The following is a 22,153-nucleotide window of genomic DNA, read 5'->3' as shown; positions in this document are numbered from 1 at the left end:
ACATAAACGACACGGGATTGCGGCGGGGCAACCTTGCGGCGCTACAGATTGAACCGTATGTATGCTGGGTTACGATGTTTTAGGTCTATAGGTCATCCCCTGAGCCCGGAGCGTTCCAGCGTTCGGGGCTCAAATTTTTGGCTACAAATTAAAAACGTTGGACCGTGTGGGATGACAGAATGGCGGCGGTGAGTTCACGGCTGTCTATCTCACCGGCAATGTAGCGGATGTTTAGACGCTCGATCTCGTCCGGTAGCGTGCCGCCTTCGTAGCGCACGCTACCTCGGGCGAAATCGACTTCGGCCTGACGGCGCGCTCGTTCCTCGCTGGTGATAGCCGTTAGAAGTTTATGGCCTTGGGTGTCGAGCTGCATCACAGATCCTTCCGACGGACAGCTTATCACCGAAGTACGAGTGGATCATCTATCGTGTAGCTTCGCGTCAGCGGCGCAGCGCACTGCCAGGATGCGACCGTTCATTCGCTTAAGACGATTCGCCTCCGCAGGCTGAGAAACCGTCTCGTGAGCCAACGTGGTTAACATGGAGGACGGGACGCTCGAACGGCCATAACCGTGATCCTAAGCTTCCGCCCCAACCTCAGGCGAGCGCCTATCATCAGCAGACTGAAACTTCGTGCCCTGACTTCTGTCAAAAAAGTCAGGTTTTCGTGTCAAAGGAGAGTCCGTGTCCTTTGACACGAGAACTTGCCCTCTCAGGTCAGAACAGATCGTGATCTGTCCAAAGCAGGTGACAGGCCTTTTGACCGATCAGCCAAGTTTTTGACAGCCATTTGTCCGGCGTGGTCGGGTTAGCCGATCGGCATGTCGTGTAGACATCAATGCTAATTGGCATGGGGTGTCGGCGGTAAGATTCACTCTGCGGTGTTCGGTCAGATCTTGGCCGGTGCGGTCCAGTCGATCCGGGCAAGCGTGCCGAGCAGGGTCGAGCGCGGCACCTTAAAGGTCCGGCAGACGGAGGCCTTGCTGGCCCCGCCATCGAGCGCCGCGGTGATCCGCTCGAGCGTTTCGTCGTCGATCGTTGGCGGGCGGCCACCGTGGCGTCCCCGGCGTTTGGCCGCAGTTAGTCCTGCCATCACTCGTTCGCGCGTCAGCGCACGCTCATATTGCGCCAATGCGCCGAACAGCGAGAACAGCAGCTCGCCGTGGGGCGTCGTCGTATCCATCTGCTCGGTCAGCGACCGGAACGCGATGCCGCGTGCCTTCAGGTCGGTGACGATCGTCAGCAGGTGCGGCAGTGAGCGTCCGAGCCGGTCGAGTTTCCAAACGACCAGCGTGTCGCCCGCGTTCAAATAGTTGAGGCAGGCTTTCAGCCCCGGCCGGTCGTCGCGCGCGCCGGATGCCTTGTCGGTATGGAGATGCCGATGATCGACACCAACTGCAACCAGCGCGTCGCGCTGGAGATCGACCGTCTGACGGTCGTCGGCCGACGAAACCCGCATATATCCGACCAGCATGTACGACAGACCCTTAAAAGCATATTTTCGTACACTCCATCAAAGCGATAGGGTTCATCGATCATTTACACCGAAGGCGGGTGTGGTTCGGCCAAAGTGCAGGCCATGGGGTTTCGGCAATCATGTGTTTTCCGACGCCCACAGCTATCGATCTCACTTGTTCAATCTGGTTAGCTGACGTGCCAGCACCTTCACCGCAACCGCGTTTGCTCCGACCCGTCCGATTGCAGCTGCAGCCTGATCCACTGTCGCGACTGTCTCGGCCGTAATGACGGCTAAGTCCTGGGCAGTCTGACGCTGTTCCATGGCATGAGTGAGTGACGCCGCTAGTAGCTCGTCCTGTTCCAGCACGAGCACACCATGGGAGGTGACTACTTCGCTGGCGGCACTCACATCGTGCACGATCGCTGAGGACCGGTTAGCAATCTCGTCCGTCGCATCCTTCGTGCGCATGGCAAGCGTCGACATCTCTGCCGCAACCACACCAAATGCCCCGCTTTCCGGCCCGGCCCGTGCCGCTTCGATGCGAGCGTTGAGACTAAGGACCTGGCTCTCTCGTGCGATCCCTGCAATTGTAGCATTAATAGAGGCAATCCCTGATATGGATTGCTCCAGGGCATCGATGACCGGCTTATTTGTGGTGAGTGCAGAGCGCGCCAGCATCAGGGTATCGGCCTGCTGACGAACGGCTTCCTCAATCAAGGCAGCCGCCGTTTCCAGCCCGGCAGCAAGTAAGGCTACCCGGTTGGCATGGTCGGTCATACCGCGGACGATCATGGTCGCCGCCTCCGCTTCTGACGCCACACAGCCAGCGATATCAATAAGCCGCGAGGCGATGCCACCGAGCTGGCCAGCAAGGTCTGGCTCGGCCAATGGCCCCATGGCCGTCATGAGTCAGGCCTTTTCGCGTACCGCTGCCAGCATCGTATCGGACAGGATCGTATAGGCGGTGAGCCATGCTGCTTCTGTGTCACGATCGAAGGCTAGTCCGAGCCCGGCCCGCAGGGTTTCGATCAGTGCAGAGCCGACCGCAGCATAATGCCTTTCCTTGGCACCGTAGGCGATGTGCCGGATGGCCAATTCACGAGCGACCGGCACGATGGCATCAAGGCGGTCCAATGCATCGACCACGGTAGCCAGCGTCAGGAACAGCTTGCGCCCCTGCTCGGTCATGTCGCCGCGAAAGAGTGGTTTTGTATCCGGTGCCAGCTCGAACAGCCGATGGTAAAATTCCGCTGCGGTGCTGTCGGTGATGGGCACAACCGCGGCAAAGCTGTCCTGCACTAGATCGATTTGGCGAGCGTTGAGCATGATCGGGAACGTAGCGCCGCAATCACCTCAAAACGGTTAATGTTTGCAGATCGGCCGCTATGGTACGGCTTCTGAAATGGCCGCTCTGTTACCTCAGTACCGGACCACTCAACTCAAAGCCCGGACCCGTTTGGCCATAGTCGACTCCTTCTTTGTCGCAAAACTCAGGAGATGCGCGACATATCCAATGAGATATCCACAGCATGCTAAACATGCCCGTATCGGCTGAGATGCGCCGACGAAGCCTATAGGCTTGCTTAAGCGGCAAGGCTTAAACCTCCGCTCAGGAACTCTAGGAACTGTGCAAGCGGAAGGGGGCGACTAATGAAGTAGCCCTGAATACTATCACACCCGCATCCTTTTAAAAAATCCAAGCACGCGCGATCCTCGACTCCCTCCGCTACTACCTTGAGACCGAGTTCTTGTGCTAATTTAATTGTTGAAATCACCAGCACGCCATCATCGCGGTTTATGTGCGCGTGTTGAACAAAACTGCGATCAATTTTAAGCTCATTGAGCGGCAACTGCCTGAGGTACGTGAGCGTGGACTGGCCCGTTCCATAATCGTCCATCGATACTGCAACGCCGATTTCACGATAGCGCTTCAACGCTGCAATTGCGCTTGTTGAGTCCGACATCGCAGCTGACTCGGTCACTTCAAATATCAGAGTCTCGCTCGGAACGGCAGAGGTCAGGAGAATGTCTTCGACTTGCGCGTTGAAAGCGGCGTCAGATAGCAACTTCGCTGATATGTTTACGGCAGCCGTGACCGCGCCGTAGTCTGCGCGCCAGTTCGTAATATCCCGCACCACGCGACGCAGCACATACAGCGTAAGCGGCGCGATACGATTGGTTTTTTCCGCCAGCGGTATGAAGACGTCGGGTCCAACAAACCCCCGTTTGGGGTGCCGCCAGCGTACCAGCGCTTCAGTGCTTGTGATCCTTCCTTCGCGCAAACTGTACTTGGGCTGGTAATAGACATCAATCTGATCAGCAGCGATCGCAGCGTCGAGCTCGCCCATTAAAGAAATGGACCTCTCAAGGTCGCCGTTGTCAGCAACGCTACGTTGCCAGAAAACGCCAGCTTGCAGCGCTTCGTCAGCCGCCAGTACAGCGTCGGCCAACAAGCGTTCAAGCGTTTCAGCGGAGCCACTTGCGAGGCCCAGCGAGACCGCAACGTCAGCCCGTCGCCCGGCAACCTCGACTGGCTGGAGCAAGATCGCGCGCAACCCGTCAAGAGTATCCTGAACCGGTTGGTCCTGCGGCAAGAGAAATGCAAGGTGTCGGTCCGCCGCACGAAAGACACGAGCATCCTGCGCCACTAGCCTGAGCCGATCGGCAATGCGCATCACGATATCTGCTCCGCTGCGCGCGCCGAGCACAGCAAGTAAGCTGTCGTAGTTGTTCAATTGCGTAACGACCAGTGTGCACATCGCATGATTATGACGATCCGACATCAAGGATCGGCCGTTCGGCAATCCGGTAGCATCGTCGATCGCACGTTGCAGTCGGAACCGGCCTGCGACATCGCGTACTCCGCAGGCCAACCCAGCAACCGCAATAGTGCTAAGCCCTGCTGCGAGCGGATAAAAGACTAGTAAGGCATGCTGCGCCCCAAGCGCCAAGGTGCTAAGGGCAACCTGAGTGCAGAGCGTGGCAAAGATGATGGCGATGCCTCGGGTTCGTATGATCAGCAGCGTAGCGAGCGACGCCAATAGCAACGGGATCATCGGTTCGCCCTGAAGCGGTACGCCGCGCAGCAAGGTTTCGGCCGCGAGCGCCTGTACAAATACGCCCGGAATGACGCCCCACAAAGGCGTGCCGTAGCGGTCACCCATTTCTATGGCTGTTGCGCCTATCAGAATTGAGCGGCCCCGTACCAACGCGGGATCGAACTTGCCATCGCGTATGTCGATAAAGCTGAGGCGAGGTATTGTTGCAGGGTCAATCGACATATTGATCGGAAAATCAGTATCGATGGTGCCGGAGCGCTGCGCGATAAAAGCAGAGAGTGTCGGACGCGGGGTTCCGGCCGTCATGGTGCCAAACGGCATCGATCGGACCTGTCCGTCTTGGTCGGGTCGGATGCTGACCGAGGCGAGCGCGGCATGCGGGCGAAACAGCGCGATCGGCAACGCGTCGATGGTTCGCTGGTCCAGGGAATTGGCGCTTTGGCCGAAGGTCGGCAGTGTCACCATTGCACCGGACCGCGCAAGCGCAGCGGCGAACGCGGCGTCACCCGCCGGATCAGACGGCGAAGAGAAATCGACGTCGAACAAGATCGAGGCCGCTCCTGCCTGGCGCAGATGATCGACCACCACAGCGTAATTTAATCGTGACCATGGCCATCGTTTGATCGCCGCTGCACTTTTCGCATCCATCTCGACGACCAGCAACTTGCCGCCAGCTGCACGGTGCACGACGCCAAAACGGGCAGGTGAGATGACTCGGTCGAGCGCATCTCCGATCGGCGTCGCTGTCAGCCATACCCCTATCAGTAAGCTGACGGCGAGGATCGCCCAATCTGATTTGCGACTTAATGAAAGGCGTTTCATCAGATCAGGCGCGACAGTCGGAAGGAGAAGCGCGGGTTGCGCTTGCGCGTGTCGAAGCGGTCGGCGTTGAGCGGCAGTGCGACCTCAACCATCGCGCTCAGCTTGCCCCTACCCCCGCGCAAGCCTGCTGCCGTTGAGACCAGCGTGCCGCCTCCAACACCGCCACGAAGATTGGAGACGTTGCCGCCATCGACTGAGCCATAGAGCTGCAACCGATCAACGATATGTGGAGCAAATCGCCCGAGATCAAACCGGATTTCAGCAGATCCAAGGATGCCGTTGTCGCCAGTGCGTTCGGCATAGTCATAGCCGCGACCAAAGCTGGGGCCTCCGGCACCAATTTCCATCGTCGCGAGCACTGGGCGCGATGCCACCTGCCCTTCAGATGCGAGTGCTACGCTAACCCGCCCTGCTAGCGGTGCTGTCCATTCGGCAGCATAGCTGAGGATAACGAAACGGGCATCGCCATCACCCCGCGAAGCACGAGCCGCGCCCTCATGCGTCACGCCTGGCAGCGGGAGACCGTCAATAAGGTGGACCTCGCCTCGTAGGATCCCTGATCCTGCCCGTGCGGTTCCGCTGAGCGAGCCCGTCAGCGTCGCAATGCGGTCGTCACGTAGTGGAATGTTCAGCAAGGTTTGATTGCTGCGCAGTCCGCGCACCTCGATCGTACCCCAAAGGCTGCCGGCGCGTCTGCGAAGGATTGGCTTCGAGTAAAGCACGCTAGCATCATAGCTTTCGCCTATCAGATCCAGCGGCGCGAGCGACGCGCCGGGTTTGGCGCGCCCATATGAAGCCGATGCTGATAAAATCGCCCCGTTTGCATCGATTGGCGCCGAGTAACGCGCGCGGACAAAAAGAAATTCGCGTGGTTCTATTGGCGTCTGCGCTAGGACAAAGCTTGCTTCGTCGCCCGTCTGTATTAAGCCGCGCGCGTTGGCGATGATCGTCGAGCGCAGCGGACCGACTTCCCTGCTGCCGCGATTGTCGATTTGTGCATAGGCGCTCAGCCGGTCTTCGGTAATTGTGACCAAGAGGATGCCAAAGCCATTCTGGCGGACGAATTTGCTCTCCTTGACGCTAACGCCAGGGATATCGCCGACTAGCAAGAGCGCACGTTCCAGTTGATCACGGCGTACTGCTCGGCCGGTGACGAGGGCGGTAGTCAAGATGCGATCGGCCAGTGCGTTAGTATGACCAATTACGCGCACTGCCGCGAGTGAGCCGGTGTCCAGCCGCACATGCAACACCCCACTTTTAAGTGTCTGTGGCTCGATCCATGCGCTGGCGAAAGGATATCCTGCCTCCCGCGCGACATCAGCAACCGCGTGTGACAACGTCTTGAGATCCGCACTCGTGAGATCTCGCCCTATGTAAGGGACCAGCGCCTCGCTAAACCTGCTGCGCGGAACCTCGCCGCCGCCATCGATGATGATCGCGGTCGCTAGGCGCAATTCGGCAACCAGTCCCGGTTTTGAAATTTTTGGTGTAATGGAAATCACGGGGGCGCTATTAGGAACGGTCTGAACCGCCTGAGGAACAGCACGTTCAAGAATTGACGGATCTGCCCGGTTTAACTGGGTCTGCGCCTCTGCGGCATTCCAGGGACTCAATGCGGCTGCCCCACCTGCCAGCACGCTTTTTAAACCACGCATTTAATACATCCCCACACAATGCGGTGTGGCTAGCGGACAACCATTTGCAAAAGGTTAGCTTTCATTTGGCTAACGTGAAGTTCACCAGCTTGTTGAACCTCCCGCACATGCGTCTCCGCTAATCGGCTAGGATGGAATTAAAGGGGTTAAACATGCGAAAGGCGATTGTCGCGATGTTAGCGGCGAGTTGCTCTTCGGCGGCTATTGCGTCCGAACCGAGTTGGACCGTCAGCGAAATTAGTGGCTCGGTTCAGATCGCTCGCTCTGGGATAAGCAAGGTCGCTACACGTGGGACCAACATCTCCGCGGGCGACACGATCTCAACCGGCCCCGGCGGCCGAGCAGTCGTCGTTCGCGGAAGTGAATATCTTATGGTTGCCGCCAACTCGCGACTGCGCCTTCCCGAAGCCCAGCAGGCGAATGGCTTTACTCAAATGATCGAGGATTTCGGAAACGTTGTCTTCATGATCAAGAAGAAGATGACCCCGCATTTCGAGGTAAAAACACCCTATCTCGCCGCAGTTGTGAAGGGCACGACGTTCTCGGTCGGGGTAACGGCAGCAGGTACGTCGGTACAAGTGCTTGAAGGCGCAGTTGATGTGGCGACCGTCGATAACGGCGTGCATCAGCTCGTCCTCCCAGGTGGGGTTGCACAGGTTGGGGCCAATGACCTGTTCCGCTTGGCGGTGGAGAGCAATGGCATCCGCCGCGTAGTTGCGTCGTCAGCTACGCTGTCCGCGCCCACTCCCACGCCATCGCATACGCCGTTAGCCGCACCGGCAATCCCACAGGCAACAGTAGTGACGACGCCAGCCATCGAGACAACAACACCGGGGCCTGCGGCGCCGGCGATCGTCGCGGCGGTTTATGAGGCCCCTGTTTCCCTCTCCACCGTCACTGGCGGACTGGTGACGGGCATGAGCAACACAGATATCCCCGACGTCTCGAGCGCGACGCGTATAGCTGCCGAAGCTTCCAGTTCGGTAGTCAAGGCAGTGGAGATTGCATCGAGTCCGATCATAAGTGACGCGGTAACAGACAAGGCTACCCAGACCGTAGTGGCCGTGATTGAGCGCGTTGAACCGACGATCAAATCCACTGTCGGAAAGACTGACAATCAAGCGAATGCCGCTGCACAGGCGGCAGCCCAGAAGGCGGCCAGCGACGCCGCCACGCAGGCCGCTGCACAGGCGGCAGCCCAGAAGGTCGCCAGCGACGCTGCCACGCAGGCCGCTGCACAGGCGGCAGCCCAGAAGGCCGCCAGCGACGCTGCCACGCAGGCCGCTGCACAGGCGGCAGCCCAGAAGGCCGCCAGCGACGCTGCCACACAGGCCGCTGCACAGGCGGCAGCCCAGAAGGCGGCCAGCGACGCTGCCACGCAGGCGGCTGCACAGGCGGCAGCCCAGAAGGCGGCCAGCGACGCTGCCACACAGGCGGCTGCACAGGCGGCAGCCCAGAAGGCGGCCAGCGACGCTGCCACACAGGCCGCTGCACAGGCGGCCGCCCAGAAGGCGGCCAGCGACGCTGCCACACAGGCCGCATCGAAAGCGGCAGATCAGGCCGCCAAGGACGCCGCCGACAAGGCGGCGCAAGACGCCACCAACGGCGGGCCTGTTAAGGCTGCGCAAGATGCCCTCAAGGCATTATTAGATGCAGCGAAAGCGGCGGATCAGGCTGCTAAAGACGCAGCGAACAAGGCGGCACAGGACGCCTCCAAGGGTGGGCCTGACAAGGCTGCACAGGATGCAGCGAAAGCGGCGGATCAGGCTGCTAAGGACGCGGCGAATAAGGCGGCACAGGACGCCGCCAAGGGTGGGCCTGACAAGGCTGCACAGGATGCAGCGAAAGCGGCGGATCAGGCTGCTAAGGACGCGGCGAACAAGGCGGCACAGGACGCCTCCAAGGGTGGGCCTGACAAGGCTGCACAGGATGCAGCGAAAGCGGCGGATCAGGCTGCTAAGGACGCAGCGAACAAGGCGGCACAGGACGCCTCCAAGGGTGGGCCTGACAAGGCTGCACAGGATGCAGCGAAAGCGGCGGATCAGGCTGCTAAGGACGCGGCGAACAAGGCGGCACAGGACGCCGCCAAGGGTGGGCCTGACAAGGCTGCACAGGATGCAGCGAAAGCGGCGGATCAGGCTGCTAAGGACGCGGCGAATAAGGCGGCACAGGACGCCACCAACGGCGGGCCTGTTAAGCCAGCGCAAGATGCCCTCAAGGCAGTGTTAGATGCAGCGAAGGCAGCCGATCAGGCTGCCAAGGATGCTGCAAACAAGGCTGCGCAGGACGCGGAAATGGCTGCCGTTAATGCTGTTAAGGGGTAGTTATTGTGGATCTCCGCTTAAAGCCTCGGTATAAATTGTTTGATCTAACCGAGATCACTATGTCAGGTCAGAAAAGGCGGGCGCACATCCTCAACCTGTCGGTCGGCGGTGCTTTATTCCACTTTGATCAACCGCCTGTACCACATGAGGTCTTGCAGATTTCGTGTGGTGCTCAAACACGATCAGCGCGCGTCGTCTGGGTAAATGGACGACGTGTTGGCGTTTCTTTTATATATCCTCTTCTTAATGAAGAGGTTATGCAGATACTTGACGCAGAATAGATCCATCTGTGCTGATAAATATTAAAAAAACGGCCGCAGGTACCCTAAGCCGATGCGCACAACCAGCGACTTTTGAGTCAGGGGGTGGCGATTGGCGCCGCGAGCAGAAATTTGTCGATCGCTCAATCTAAGCTTGCTATCTATCGTCGCCGATTCAACCGGCTTACTTGCTTCAGACACACGGTTTAGAATCACAAAGCGTTCTTATTGGCAGATAGTTTGCGAGGAAGCGCCTATCGGCGGCTTTTTCGAAATAGAGTTGTCGCAGTACAACATTTAACATCAGCCCGCTGTCGCAAAATGGCGATATTCGAAACATCCGAAACTTAGGATATACGCAACCGCCGAAACTTAGGATATCCGCGACGTTAAGCCGGCACCGGGCAAACCGTCGCTGGCCTCTCCCGTGATTGCAGGAAACGCTGCATCCCGGATCAGCCGTCATGTTGGCGACGTACAGCTCGGTGTCGTGCCAATGATACTGATGGCGATTGAGCTCACCCTTGTCGGGCAGCGCGGCTCTGTGAGCCGCGGATTGCTATATCTCGCGGGCGGTGGTCTGCTGACGTAGCGTGCCCACGTTCGTGCCCGCTGACACTCGACCAAAGACGAAAGCGCCCTTCCCATGAGCAACCTCGACAGCGTCGCCGGCTACAAGGATGTCGTTACCGGCAGCCATCAGGCCCCCGCGGATACCCCCGGTGCCGCGCAGGTCAGGGCCGCCTCCGCGCCCGAGCTCAAGACGCTTGCCGCCGTCGCCGTTGGCACGCTCGTCATCGCCGCGCTCTATTTCGGGCAGGAAGTGCTGATCCCGATCACGCTCGCAGTAATGTTGTCGTTCGTACTGTCGCCAGTCGTCAACTTCCTCCAGCGGCTGCGGCTGTGGCGGGCGCCGGCTGTCATCATCACCGTGCTAACAGCGCTCGGAGTGCTTGGTCTCGTGGCGACCCTGATCGGTAGCCAAGCCGCCTCACTCACCGCAAACGCGCCCCAATACGCGCAGACCATTGAAGCCAAGGTCCAAGGTGTCCAGGGCTTCGCCGTTTCGCGCCTCGCCTCGATCACCAAGCAACTCGGCAGCGGCAAGCCCGCGAAGCCCGCCGCCCTTACCGCGGCTGGACCGGTTCTCGACGGGCGACCCGCCGCTCCTTCCAGCACTCGCAAACCTGTGCCGGTTCAGGTCGTCTCGGACGGAGCCTCGCCGTTCGCGATCGCCAAGACCGTGCTTTCGCCGATTCTCGGACCGCTTGAAACCACAGTTCTCGTCCTGATTGTTGCTATCTTCGTGCTGATGCAGAAGGAGGATCTCCGTGACCGTTTCATCCGCGTGTTCGGCTCAAGCGACCTGCATCGTACAACCCGTGCGATGGACGACGCCGGTCAACGGCTGAGCAAGTATTTCCTCTCGCAATTCGCGGTGAATTCCTGCTTCGGCGTCGTGATCGGTCTCGGTCTCTGGGCGATCGGCATCCCCTCGCCTGCGATGTGGGGGATCATGGCCGGGCTGCTTCGCTTCGTACCATATATTGGCTCGTTCCTAGCAATCGTGGCGCCGGCCGCGCTCGGTGCTGCGGTCGATCCTGGCTGGACGATGGTGATCGAAGTGGTGGCTCTTTTCGTCGTTGTCGAGGTGCTGGCTGGCTACGTCGTCGAGCCGCTTCTTTACGGCCATTCGACAGGCCTCTCGCCAGCTTCCGTTATCGTATCGGCAATTTTCTGGTCATGGCTTTGGGGCCCAATTGGCCTCATCATGTCGACGCCGCTAACCTTGTGCCTCGTCGTCATGGGCCGGCACGTGAAGAGCCTGGAGTTCTTCGACGTTCTACTCGGCGATCGACCGGCGCTGACGCCGGTAGAGAGCTTCTACCAGCGTATCCTCGCTAATAATCCCGATGAGGCGCTGGCCCAGGCCGAGACGCTGTTGATCGACCGGTCGTTGGCCGACTATTATGACGGCGTGGTGCTGGAAGGTCTTAAGCTCGCGGTAGAAGACCAGGCGCGCGGTACCATCGACCAAGCCGGTGCAGTCCGCATGACCAGTTCCATGCTGGCGGTGATCGACGATCTACGGCCTTCCGCGACCCCTGCGGAAGCGATCGCGCCGACGGTCAACGCGATCTGCGTCGCAGGTCCCGGTCCGTTCGACGATGCGGTCACCGCCATGCTCGCGCAACTGCTCGGCCAGCGCGGTGTCGAAGCTCGCCGGATTCTTAATGAGGCCACATCGCGCGAGAACATCGCCATGCTCGATGTGGCCGGCATCGATGTCATCGCCATCTCCTACCTGGAGGTGACTGGCTCGCCAGCGCAGCTCCGCTATCTCGTCCGTCGCCTACGCGAGCGGGCGCCGACCGCGCGGATCATCGTCGGCCTATGGCCGCAGGGTGAAGCCGTGCTGAGCGACACCGCGATCCAGCGCACGCTCGGGGCGGACCGTTACGTCGGATCACTCGCCGATGCCGTGACAGAGATCGCCAAGTCTACTTCCAACACCGCCGCTGCTGCGGCCTGACCCCACAGATAGAGGATCATGATGACCGGTATCGCCAGCCTACCCAGGGACATCCAGAAGCTCGCCGATGCAAAAGGCTGGGAAGAGGAGGACCTGCACGGCCTCATGGCCGCATTCGTCGCTCAGAACAGTCTTGAAGACGAGTTGCTCGAGTTCCTGCAGGAGGAGGCCGAGCAGCTCGGGGAAAACACGCCCGGCGAGCAGGAAGACGATCCCGATCTCGACGACTGACCCAAGTTCGAAGAATTGCAACAGAGAACGATTGTTTATGGAGACGCTCGTCACATTCGTAGTAACCCTCGCAACGGCTACCGGCCTAGCGGCATGCAGCTAGAATGCGCAAGACCAGACGGCACAAGCCGGAAGTGTTGTTGCTGCGGATGTGAGTGCGACAACCAGCACCGACCACGCGGCCGATCGTGCCGGCAATCATATTTTCAAGTGCGGATGACAGCGTCGCGGCTACTGCGGATCAGGCGGGAAACGCTATCACCAACGGTGCCGACAAGGCGGCGGATGCTACTGGTTCCTTGCTCGAGAAAGCAAGCAAGAAGCTGAAGGACTAATCATCCGACCATCGCTTGATTTGCTAGCGACGGCAGATCGAGCGCTATGTTGCACCCGACGCTTCTCCAGTCTCGAGGACGGACTCGCGCTATACGATTATGCTACGCCCGCCTGCTGGTTCCCGTGCGCCGTAAAGGCAAACTGCACTGCTAGAACCCAACGTCGATCAAGCGCTGGGACACGAGGAAATCATCGAGCCATGGAGACCCGCTTGGACCGTATGCTCAGCGCCATGTGATCCGGTGGCAGGCTCAAGAAAATGCTATTGCTGACGCACCGTTTTTGCCTGCTGATCCAGCCTGCCCGCTTTGTCCTTGGCCGTATCACGCATCGCCTTCGCCTGCTCTTCGAGCTTATCGGCGTCGGCATCGGCTTGCGAGCGGATGGCCCGACCTTGATCCTTCAGCGCATCGGCTTGTTCGTTCCGCGCTTTAGCCACGGCACGATTTGCGTGATCTGCAGCTTTCCCTGCGGCTTCGGCTGGTCCGTTTCCGTTGTAAGCTATGCCCGCGGCATTGGCTGCGGCCTCGTCCTGAGCGGCGCCGGCTTTCTCGTTAGGACCGTTGCATGCAGCGAGCCCGAGCGTCAGCGCCACAGCGGCATTAATGGACGTTCTATTCATGCTGTCTCCCAACCATCAAGAAGTGGGGCGGCGATGAGCCGCCCCATCCCTATTCAAATATCGTCGCCCAGAGCGCCCTTGACGCTACCTTTAACGTCCTGAGCCGAGCCCTTGACCTGCTGGGCTTGGCCCTCTGCGGTCAGCTTGTCGTTGTTGGTCGCTTTGCCAGCGGCTTCCTTGACGTTGCCCGCGATCTTATTGCCAGCGGCATCAAGCTTGTCGGTGAACTCACCCATCAGACATCTCCATTACAGTCGGCACGCCCGTCGGTGCCGGTCCTGAGGGTTTAAGATAATGCGAAAGGGCTGGGCTTACATCCCCGCCAGCAGCTCAACCTTTGACCGCCTCAACATTGACGGCGGACTCGGCCAACTCGCTCATCAGGTCATCGCCCCGATGCATGTCCTCAACCGCAGCTTCAAGCTTGGTAGCATCGTCATCGAGCTTGAGCGCCTTGGCGAATGCCGCAACCGTGCCGAAGCCGGTAATCCCATAGTGCGTCATGCGCTGGTATTGGGCGATGATCGCGGCATCAAGCACCGGTCCGAACTTGGGGGCTTCCTCGACGGTATGCTTGAGCGCCTCGGCGACAAGGCCTTCCATGCCTTTGCAGTGCTCTTTCTTGAGCTTTTCGTCCTGGCCTTCAATAAGTGCCTTCAGCACATCGGTATGTTTGGCAATGCCGTCCTGCGACGACTGGAGCAGGTCCTTCAGCTTGTCGTTGGTCGCCTGCTTTACGATATTTTTGAGCGCTTTGGCCATCTGGTCGTTGGCCGACCAAAGGTCCTTCAGTTCGTCGACATAAAGCTCCTGAAGCGTTTCAATCTCGGCCATGTTTCGTCTCCTGTTACCGGGTAACACGGTGTCAACGATGGGTAGTGTCGATCGGGCCCAATCAACCCTCATCCAGCCGCCGACGCTGGTCCGAAGCCTCATCGAGCAGGCTGAGCGTCACCTCATGGTCCGAAGCTTGGGCCATTTCCGCAGCTTCGTGATCCACCCGGGACGGGAGCATTAAATTATCGCGACGCTGCTCTTCCAGCAGCTCGATCACCTTGGCGATCTTGCGCTCGCTGAGCATTGCGATGTGAAGGGTGAGCTGCGCCCTACTCTCAGCGAGCTCCTCCCCATGCCGCTGTGTCGTCAGGATGAGCAACGCCACCAGCAGTGCCGCGATGGTCGCAAGGAACCCAAGGTCAGGGAAGGGAACTCCTCAAGCGCTGTCGAGCCAACGGCACGCGCTACGTAATTGCCGACGACCCAGACGATGACGATGCCAAATATAACCACCAGAGACATTGGTCGGCCGAGCGTGGACGTGATCCGATTGGCCAGACGCTGTACTCTTGTGGTTCGCTCATCGTGTCGATCGTATAACCTTGCAATCTGGTCGACGGTCGTCTCTTCGAAATCAGCCATTTCGCCTCATATCTGCTTCGAAAAAGCACTTGAGATTTCGGCTAAATCAAGCGTTTCGCACCATGCTAGCCAATTAAATTCGCACCTCGGTCCCAATCTCAATCAACTGCTTCGATGGGATGCAGAACGAGCTGCCGGTCGGTGCGGTGTTGCGCTGCATCGAGACGAACAGCTCCTCGCGCCACGGCGCCATTCCTGGAATACGGGGATCGGCGATCACCGTTTCTCGACCAATGTAGTAGCTGATCTTATCCAGTTCCGCTGATGTGAACAGCCCCGAGCAGGTAAGGCCAGCGGGAATGGCAACGTCGTCCATAAAGCCAAAACGAAGAACTACGCGGTCGATGTCGGATGCCAGCCGCGTCACCGTCGCCCGCTCGGCATCTGCAACGAACGGTTTTTCCACCATCGTCACCGAAACGAGCGCAAGGCGCTTTTGGAGCGAATGATTGTGACGTACATGCTCAGTCATGGCTAGTGGTACGCCGGTCGGTGCAGCGCTTAGGAACACGCCGATGCCATCAGTACGGCATGGCACTGCTTGATTGAGGCCGGCCAAGAACGTCGCCTCATCTTCGCGAAGGTGCGCCCTGGCAGCTTCGACAAGCCGGACGCCGGTCCGCCACGTCAGCATCAGGAATGCAATCACGCCAGCGATTAATAGCGGGAACCAGCCCCCCTCCATCAGCTTCGCCGCGTTCGCTGAGAAAAATACGAGGTCGAGCATGAAGAACCCGCCGTTCACCGCCACGACCAACCAGGGCTTGTACCCCCATTGGATTGCAATCAGCGCGGCAAGGAAGGTCGAGATCGCCATCAGCCCCGACACAGCAATGCCATAGGCGCCCGCTAGCGCGTCGGACGAACGGAAGATCAGCACCGCAGCCAACGTGCCAGCTGCGAGCAGCCAATTGGCAAAAGGCAGGTATACTTGGCCTTCCTGATCCGCAGCGGTGTGGCGAATGCCGAGCCGAGGCAGAAAACCGAGTTGGATCGACTGTTGGGTCAGCGAGAAGACACCCGAAATGATTGCTTGGCTGGCGATGATGGTGGCGAGCGTGGCAAACAGAACCAGGGGATAGTGCGCCCAATCCGGCGCAAGGCCATAAAAGGGGTTGTCGAGCGCTTTTGCATCTTCGGTAACGAGCGCTGCCTGACCTAGATAGTTAAGCACCAGCGCCGGCAGCGCGACGGCGAACCAGGCAAGCCGGATAGGGAAGCGGCCGAAATGCCCCATGTCGGCGTACATCGCCTCGCCGCCCGTCACCGCTAAGAACACAGCGCCCAGCACCGCGAAACTGACGCCGACCGGTGCGTGAAGAACAAAGCCTACCGCCCATGCCGGGTCGAGTGCATTGAGCGCCGCTGGTCGACGGAGAAGTGCGGTGCCTCCCAAGACCGCGATACTGGCGAACCATGCCAGCATGACGGGGCCGAAAACGCGACCGATGAAACCGGTACCCTTGGACTGCACGAAGAAGAGACCGATCAGGATCGCTACGGTAATAGGCAGCACCGCTGGCGTTAGGGCGGGTGCATCGGTCTTGAGCCCCTCCACAGCGCTCAGCACCGATATTGCAGGGGTAATAGCGCCATCACCGTACAGCAATGCGGCGCCGATCAGACCGAGCACCAGCAGTGCAGCATGTCGGCTACGAGGGGCTGCATCACGAGCACCCAACAGAGCAAGCATCGCAACCACCCCGCCCTCGCCATGATTGTCTGCGCGCAGGATCAATGCCGCATATTTGATCGATACGACCAGCACGAGCGACCAGATGATAAGCGATGCGACGCCGATGGCTGAGACCGCCACGTTGCCACCGGCAGCCTGCACCGCGACCTTGAACGCGTACAGCGGACTAGTGCCGATATCGCCGTAGACGATCCCAAGTGCTGTCAGCGCTGCTGCTGCCGATGATCGTTGGAGAAACCGACTCCGGTTTCTTGGTCGCTGCACGTCCATGATATCTTCTCCGTCCTGCGATCCACCGGCCGCAGGTGCCCTAAGCCGATGCGCACAACCAGTGACTTTTGAGTCAGGGGTGGCGATTTGAGCCGCGAACAGAAATTGGTCGATCGCTCAATCTGAGCTCGCTAGCGATCGTCGCCGATCCACCAGCTTAATTGCTTTAAACACACGGTTTAGGAAGCAGAAGACGTTCTCATTGGCAGATTGTTTGCGAGGAAGCGTCTATCGGCCGCTCGCTTCGAAAATAGAGTTCTCGCAGTACACCGTCCAACACCATCCCGCCGTTGCAAAATTGGCGACATTCGAGACGTCCGAAACTTAGAATTTTTGCAACACATGGGAGAAAGCTGCCGTCCGGCTGACGCCCAATATCGGCCATAGTTGCTGCGCTCAGGCCTTCCTAATTGCAGCCATTCGATCAGACGGTTATTCGTAGTCCGGTCGCGAGGGAAAGCATGATGATCCTGATTGCCGCCGCTCTTGCGGCAGCTGCCGAAACTCGGCGTCTGCCTCCACCACCACCTGCTGATCCACTCACGGTAAAGATCGAAACAGAGGACGCCGATCGGTTCTCCGTACTGTTCGGTCGGACAAAGGGGCGGCCCACCGCCGAACAATTGCAAGAAGACTACCTCGCTTTTGGCACTTACGGTTTACAGGTTTTCACACCTCATCGCATCGAAAACGCGGCTCATTTGGCTGCTATCATTGCGGCTCACACTGAGGCCTACTCCAAAGCGATCCGCGTCTGCCTTCCAATTGCAAAGGAGACGACCGCTGAGCTGCGCGCCACCTACCTCGCCTTTCATGGCTTGTTTCCCGATCGCGCTTTACCGCACCTCTACCTAGTCGTAGGAGCCGGCAACTCTGGCGGTACGGCAGGGCCGGGTGCTCAAGTAATTGGGCTGGAAGTCTTGTGCAGGCTCGCCGACACGCCAGACAAGCTGCGTGAACTTTTACGCGGCTTCTATGCTCACGAGACGGTTCATACTCTCCAGACTGACCCAGACCGGGAGCGGCAGGGCGGCGCTCTCCTCAGCAGCATTCTCGTGGAGGGTGCAGCCGATTTCATCGCGCAGCTGGTGACGGGAAGGCAGATGGACCCGGGCCGTGCCGCTTGGGCAGAACCGCGAGAAGCGGAACTTTGGCAACGACTAGAAGCCGACCTCGCAGTCACGCACGCGTTTGGCGAGAGCGTGATAAAGGAGGGAACTCCAGCGGCTCGGAGCTTACGCCGATGGGTCGAAAACGCCGAAGACGCCCCTGATGGCTGGCCCGGAGAATTGGGCTACTGGATGGGACAGCGTATCTGGGAACGCTGGTATGCTCGCCAGTCCGATAAGCGGAACGCGCTCCGCGCGATGCTTGAGCTAAAAGACCCCGAAGCCGTGCTGCGAGAAGGGCGATACATTACGACACCGCCTAAGCTTTGATCGTGAGAACGTTCAATGGATGGCAGCTACTGGGCAGGAAAGCAGACGGACGGTAGCCGCCCAGTAGCGGACATGCGCGTTCCCGGTATGATGGGACATATGCGTTACCTGTTGATTGCCCTCCCTTTACTATTGGCGAGCACCGTTTCACCCGTCGCTTCCCTCCGGGTTGATGGCGAGCGGTCAACCTTTTCCGTGGTGGTCGAAGAACGCGCCAGCACCGGCTACAACATTCGGATCGCATGCGTGTCCACATGCGCCCAGCCAATCGACTTCAGCGAACCTATTGGCGATGTCCCGATGGGGCTGTTCAGCCGAAATCAAGACGATCTTGTATTTTCCTTATGGAGCGGCGGATCGGCTTATCGGGTGCGTGTCTGGCAGGTAAGCGACGCAGGCGTTCGCAAAGTGGCGGAACTCTCAAGTCGTGGCAGACCTGACTTCCTGACGGACAGCACGGGCCGTTCGGCAATCCGCACATACGAAGCCGACAGTGGTGTTGAACCGTTCAAGCCGGTGTTGAGGTCGTTCATCAAAGGTCGCTTTGTGGTCGAGCCCTGACGGCAGCTTTCCACCACCTCAAGCCGTTCCGTGGCTCCCGCGCCGATCGGATCGCCCGAAAGCCGAACGGCAGCCAACGGGGAGAAAAGCGGCCAGACGGCTCCCGCCCACTTCCAGACATCAGCGCCGCACGTCGTTCCAAACTGTGCGGGCGATCAACAGAGAAGAGAGTGCGGCCCCAATCGCACCTAACACCTGCATTGACGAGGTGAAAACGATCTTCGCCGACATGGGCGCGTCGAGGCCGAGCCAATTGAGCAACTCGTATGTGAGCGCACCAATTCCGGCCACTGCTGTCAACGCAAGCGCGTAAGCAGGCACACCATTCTGACCGCCCCGCATGAGCAGAAGAGCAAGACATTTGGCGACGACCATGCAGGCTATGAACCACCCAAACAGCTCGGCCAACCCGCGCCAGCCCTGCGGACCGATACCATCGTTTAGGCTAAGAAAGCCAATGACTGCTGCTGGCAACACCGCCAAGCATCCGACGCTCTGCTCAACACCAGCTCTCTGCACGACATTCTCCCGAGGCCACTCCTAAATGCTGTGCCGTGCCGCTGTGCAAATCGAATGTAGAGAACGTGTGATTTCCACCAATGACCGGCGTTTATCGCCATTATTCTCGCCGGGCATGGCGGGTCCTCAGCCATTCAGCAAACAGGTTCAATTCCAAGATCAATTTTCAGTCGGGCCATGCCTGCCAAAAGCTCTACGTCGAAAACCTCTCCATGGTCGCCGGGATACCAAGACACATAATAGCTGACCTGGCCGCCAGTCCCTCGCAGGTCGCTGATGAACGTGGCGACTTGTTCAAGCTCCACGAGTGTTCTGCGGAGAAAGCTGGCAAGCTCACCATCTTCGCCCTCGCCAAGGTTGAACAGGCAGTAACTCTCGCGATAGGTGCCCGGGAGCAGCGTGCCCTTAGGCGTCATGCGTTCATCACCCGCTGCCCAATACCGAGCGGCGGGCAGACCTATCCCGTCAATCAACTTTTGAGGGTGGATGTCAGGATGCCTGACTTGGAGCGACACGCGGTAGCTAAAGGCCATCGGCTCAGATAGCCGCACCATGGATAGCCTGCCAACGTCTGATAAGTTGCCCACGTGCCCGAAAGCAGCCGTCCCGCTCACCACCACCTCAAGCCGTTCCGGTGCTCCCGCGCCGCTCGGATCGCCCAAAAGCAGGCCGGGAACAATCGGGTGGAAAAGCGGATCAGCTATAATCGCCCAAAAGCGGGCGTCCGCATCAGCCAATCAAATGCAGGCCTTGGCTAGCTGCGAGCTTCCTAATCGCTTGCTCATCCGCTCCATCTTCAAGCAGCACCGTATCAGTGCGGTCATCGGCAGATATGAACCGGGCGTGCGATGCAGGTGCGTAAAACTCGGACCCCCAGCTTCGATCTTCGACCATCGCCGTAACCGCCTTCTTAAGGCGGCGATCCCAACCGGCGTGCCAAGCCACCTGCGGTTTCAACTTCGATCCAGTTAGGCGAAAAGCACCATCACTTAAGATGTTGTGATAGAAATTACGGAATCTCGAACTTTGTTCACGAAACGTCGGCGCTACGCCGTTTGCGCGAGCGCGCTCCAAAGAAACGAAAGGGTTTCGTAGCCATTCGTCCTGCGTAAGCCAGTAATCGAAGATCGAGATTGCAAAGCGCCTGTAGCCGATCTGCTTCAAGGCCTCGTCGGTCCAGTCTTCCGGCTGTGGGAAGTGCTCGATGCCTTTGGTTGTCATACGCCACCGTAACACGCTACGTCCGGTTTCCACCACCTCACGCCCTTCCGACGCTCCCACGCCGATCGGATCGACTAAAAGTCGATAGCTGGCTATTGGGGAGGAAAGCAGCCCTCCGCAGTCGCTCAAAAGCGGAAGTTAGAAAACGATCAACGAACCGGTTTCGTCATAAATCTCGCCGCACTCATACAGTTCATTGTTGCTGTAAATGCGCAGTAGATCGCCTTGATCAAACGCAAGGGTGAGCCGAAAATCCTCGACCAACACGAGTCGAATTTTTTGACCCAATAAGCTGTGAATATAGAGAGGTGCCGGTTTGTCAGCATCGGTGTTGTGACGGCGTGCTATACCCTGTTTGTCAATGTGCTCAAGATCACTGCCGACATCGATTTTTGTAGTGCCGAATGCAAAGTGAAATTGGAAAGGCTTAAGGCAAATATCTCCCAATTCCTTCCCGACGAGGAACTGCAAGTCTGTGACGGGCGGGAAGGGAAACATCAGCTCCAGTCGCAAATCTCCGATGGCGGCGCAATGTCCGCTTGCCACCACCTCAAGCCGTTCCAATGCCGCCAATAGGGCAACTCGCCCGAAAACTGACCGGCAGCTACTAGGACGGAAATCGGCCCTTCCGCAGTCGCCCAAAACCCGACATTCCGCGTCGGCAGCGGCTTTCTTGAAGCCGTCGTTTGCCTAGCAGATCAGAGGCTATCTGGTTGGCGAGCGGCGGTGACCAAAACCTCTTCAAACTCGGCCACTTGTTTGTCACTCGCGCCGAACCTTGTGAGGTAAGGAGCGCTGGTCTTCATGCCTCGAATGAACTCCTCAATCTGGGCTGCATAGGAGCCACTGACAAAAGTTTCGTAGTCCAAGTGTGGGGCACAATCATAGATCCGCTGCTTCAGTCGGCACTTGGATCGTTCTTTGTATTTAAGATGTGACTCCATCGGCATTACAATCGGGACGTAACGCAACTCCATATCCAGGTCAGAAAGACTGCCGCTTGAAAAACCTTCTGCAAGGATAGTCTCGATCTTTCGAGCGCATTGCAGGATAGCGTCAGAGGCGGACTTATAGACCTCGGCAGACCAACTATACTTCATTTGCGGCGCAGCGGCAGGCGATCATAAGCACGGTATGAGCGTCATAGTTCCCATCGTAAACTCTGATTTTTATTACCTTGATTGAAAGCCAAAGGTCTGTTGACCACCACCTCAAGACGCAAGCCGGCACTAGGGCTTGCCTGCGGCCCGAATGCCGACCGTCCGCTTCGGGCGGAAAAAGCGGACCGTCGCAAAGCGCCCAAATCCGGTCGTTTGAGATCGGTTTTACGCTCACTATTTGCAGACATTCACTTCGCCTGCCAAAACTCGCGACATGAAGAATATTCAGATCATTGATGGCGCGAGCAACGGCACCTTCAGCCTCTTCCAAGCAACTGATGACGAGTTCGCAGCGATTTTTCCTAACGGCCGCGACATGGAGTTGGTGGAGGACCTGATCGAGCGGCTCGGGGAGGCAAAGGCAGGCGAGGTGTTGACGCCGCTGTGGGGACGGCCCTTGTTAAAGCGCGAAGCTTTCGGACTGCACGGAACCCTGTTTTACGACAACGAGCATCGAAACATCCCTTTATCGAAGCGCGAAGTCGACTGGGACGATCGCACGATAAATGCAGCGCAGCGCGAGCTATTTTCACGCCATCGCGGATGACCGCTTTGCCGCTAGGCCAAT

The 22,153-nt window shown here is 58.7% G+C and carries 22 protein-coding genes; 6 read left to right on the top strand and 16 right to left on the bottom strand.

What is annotated here, in order from left to right; translation table 11 throughout:
- Nucleotides 1-148: 148 nt before the first annotated feature.
- The 6 genes from OXR00_RS18760 to OXR00_RS18735 all read right to left on the bottom strand — a co-directional run bounded on the left by OXR00_RS18760 (nt 149) and on the right by OXR00_RS18735 (nt 6,994).
- Nucleotides 149-373 carry an antitoxin VbhA family protein gene (locus OXR00_RS18760; RefSeq protein WP_267389748.1) on the bottom strand — a complete coding sequence of 75 codons (225 nt, stop codon included), beginning with the start codon at nt 371-373 and terminating at the stop codon, nt 149-151.
- 515 nt (nt 374-888) lie between these two features.
- The gene (locus tag OXR00_RS18755) at nt 889-1,473 is read right to left on the bottom strand and encodes a recombinase family protein (RefSeq protein WP_267389747.1); all 585 of its coding nucleotides are present in this window, start codon (nt 1,471-1,473) and stop codon (nt 889-891) included.
- Nucleotides 1,474-1,626: 153 nt separating this feature from the next.
- Nucleotides 1,627-2,364, bottom strand: coding sequence for a methyl-accepting chemotaxis protein (locus OXR00_RS18750; protein ID WP_267389746.1), 738 nt, complete (start codon nt 2,362-2,364; stop codon nt 1,627-1,629).
- Between the two features lie 3 nt (nt 2,365-2,367).
- A complete protein-coding gene (locus OXR00_RS18745; RefSeq protein ID WP_267389744.1) occupies nt 2,368-2,784 on the bottom strand; it encodes a globin family protein in 417 nt (138 codons plus the stop codon).
- Between the two features lie 257 nt (nt 2,785-3,041).
- Nucleotides 3,042-5,339 (bottom strand): EAL domain-containing protein, encoded by a 2,298-nt coding sequence (locus OXR00_RS18740; protein ID WP_267389743.1) that lies wholly within the window; start codon nt 5,337-5,339, stop codon nt 3,042-3,044.
- Nucleotides 5,339-6,994 carry a ShlB/FhaC/HecB family hemolysin secretion/activation protein gene (locus OXR00_RS18735; protein WP_267389742.1) on the bottom strand — a complete coding sequence of 552 codons (1,656 nt, stop codon included), beginning with the start codon at nt 6,992-6,994 and terminating at the stop codon, nt 5,339-5,341. The genes OXR00_RS18740 and OXR00_RS18735 overlap by 1 nt, the downstream gene beginning before the upstream one ends.
- Nucleotides 6,995-7,125: 131 nt before the next feature.
- Between OXR00_RS18735 and OXR00_RS18730 the strand changes: the two genes are divergently transcribed.
- From OXR00_RS18730 to OXR00_RS18720, 3 genes are all read left to right on the top strand, one after another.
- The gene (locus tag OXR00_RS18730) at nt 7,126-9,318 is read left to right on the top strand and encodes a FecR family protein (RefSeq protein WP_346732016.1); all 2,193 of its coding nucleotides are present in this window, start codon (nt 7,126-7,128) and stop codon (nt 9,316-9,318) included.
- A gap of 906 nt (nt 9,319-10,224) precedes the next feature.
- Nucleotides 10,225-12,111 (top strand): AI-2E family transporter, encoded by a 1,887-nt coding sequence (locus OXR00_RS18725; RefSeq protein WP_267389741.1) that lies wholly within the window; start codon nt 10,225-10,227, stop codon nt 12,109-12,111.
- Between the two features lie 18 nt (nt 12,112-12,129).
- On the top strand, nt 12,130-12,342 hold the full coding sequence (locus OXR00_RS18720; RefSeq protein WP_267389740.1) for a hypothetical protein: 213 nt from the start codon (nt 12,130-12,132) through the stop codon (nt 12,340-12,342).
- Nucleotides 12,343-12,940: 598 nt separating this feature from the next.
- Here the strand turns inward: OXR00_RS18720 and OXR00_RS18715 are convergent.
- The 5 genes from OXR00_RS18715 to OXR00_RS18695 form a co-directional block, all read right to left on the bottom strand.
- Nucleotides 12,941-13,300: a hypothetical protein gene (locus OXR00_RS18715; protein WP_267389739.1), complete on the bottom strand. Its 360-nt coding sequence runs from the start codon at nt 13,298-13,300 to the stop codon at nt 12,941-12,943.
- Nucleotides 13,301-13,353: 53 nt separating this feature from the next.
- Nucleotides 13,354-13,536 carry a CsbD family protein gene (locus tag OXR00_RS18710; protein ID WP_242154462.1) on the bottom strand — a complete coding sequence of 61 codons (183 nt, stop codon included), beginning with the start codon at nt 13,534-13,536 and terminating at the stop codon, nt 13,354-13,356.
- 94 nt (nt 13,537-13,630) lie between these two features.
- On the bottom strand, nt 13,631-14,134 hold the full coding sequence (locus OXR00_RS18705) for a DUF892 family protein (protein ID WP_267389738.1): 504 nt from the start codon (nt 14,132-14,134) through the stop codon (nt 13,631-13,633).
- 61 nt (nt 14,135-14,195) lie between these two features.
- Nucleotides 14,196-14,462 (bottom strand): hypothetical protein, encoded by a 267-nt coding sequence (locus OXR00_RS18700; RefSeq protein ID WP_267389737.1) that lies wholly within the window; start codon nt 14,460-14,462, stop codon nt 14,196-14,198.
- Nucleotides 14,463-14,792: 330 nt separating this feature from the next.
- Nucleotides 14,793-16,685 (bottom strand): KUP/HAK/KT family potassium transporter, encoded by a 1,893-nt coding sequence (locus tag OXR00_RS18695; protein WP_267389736.1) that lies wholly within the window; start codon nt 16,683-16,685, stop codon nt 14,793-14,795.
- Between the two features lie 461 nt (nt 16,686-17,146).
- Here OXR00_RS18695 and OXR00_RS18690 point away from each other — a divergent pair, with 461 nt between their 5' ends.
- A complete protein-coding gene (locus OXR00_RS18690; protein WP_267389735.1) occupies nt 17,147-18,124 on the top strand; it encodes a hypothetical protein in 978 nt (325 codons plus the stop codon).
- Between the two features lie 15 nt (nt 18,125-18,139).
- Complete coding sequence (locus tag OXR00_RS18685) at nt 18,140-18,685, top strand: hypothetical protein (protein WP_267389734.1); 546 nt, start codon at nt 18,140-18,142, stop codon at nt 18,683-18,685.
- A gap of 120 nt (nt 18,686-18,805) precedes the next feature.
- On the opposite strand, the gene OXR00_RS18680 is transcribed toward OXR00_RS18685, so the two are convergent.
- The 5 genes from OXR00_RS18680 to OXR00_RS18660 all read right to left on the bottom strand — a co-directional run bounded on the left by OXR00_RS18680 (nt 18,806) and on the right by OXR00_RS18660 (nt 21,525).
- Nucleotides 18,806-19,168, bottom strand: a complete 363-nt coding sequence (locus tag OXR00_RS18680; RefSeq protein WP_267389733.1) for a hypothetical protein — start codon at nt 19,166-19,168, stop codon at nt 18,806-18,808.
- Between the two features lie 170 nt (nt 19,169-19,338).
- On the bottom strand, nt 19,339-19,941 hold the full coding sequence (locus OXR00_RS18675) for a hypothetical protein (protein ID WP_267389732.1): 603 nt from the start codon (nt 19,939-19,941) through the stop codon (nt 19,339-19,341).
- Nucleotides 19,934-20,425 (bottom strand): hypothetical protein, encoded by a 492-nt coding sequence (locus tag OXR00_RS18670; protein WP_267389731.1) that lies wholly within the window; start codon nt 20,423-20,425, stop codon nt 19,934-19,936. The genes OXR00_RS18675 and OXR00_RS18670 overlap by 8 nt, the downstream gene beginning before the upstream one ends.
- 138 nt (nt 20,426-20,563) lie before the next feature.
- Nucleotides 20,564-20,998, bottom strand: a complete 435-nt coding sequence (locus tag OXR00_RS18665; protein ID WP_267389730.1) for a hypothetical protein — start codon at nt 20,996-20,998, stop codon at nt 20,564-20,566.
- 125 nt (nt 20,999-21,123) lie between these two features.
- The gene (locus OXR00_RS18660) at nt 21,124-21,525 is read right to left on the bottom strand and encodes a hypothetical protein (RefSeq protein ID WP_267389729.1); all 402 of its coding nucleotides are present in this window, start codon (nt 21,523-21,525) and stop codon (nt 21,124-21,126) included.
- A gap of 274 nt (nt 21,526-21,799) precedes the next feature.
- Here OXR00_RS18660 and OXR00_RS18655 point away from each other — a divergent pair, with 274 nt between their 5' ends.
- Nucleotides 21,800-22,132: a hypothetical protein gene (locus OXR00_RS18655; protein ID WP_267389728.1), complete on the top strand. Its 333-nt coding sequence runs from the start codon at nt 21,800-21,802 to the stop codon at nt 22,130-22,132.
- The last annotated feature ends 21 nt before the right edge of the window (nt 22,133-22,153 follow it).

This window comes from Sphingomonas sp. GC_Shp_3, assembly GCF_026540945.1.
In the GTDB taxonomy this organism is placed as follows: Bacteria; Pseudomonadota; Alphaproteobacteria; order Sphingomonadales; family Sphingomonadaceae; genus Sphingomonas.
The sequence above is the reverse complement of the archived record's forward strand: the minus strand, read 5'-3'. Positions and strand labels throughout refer to the sequence as shown.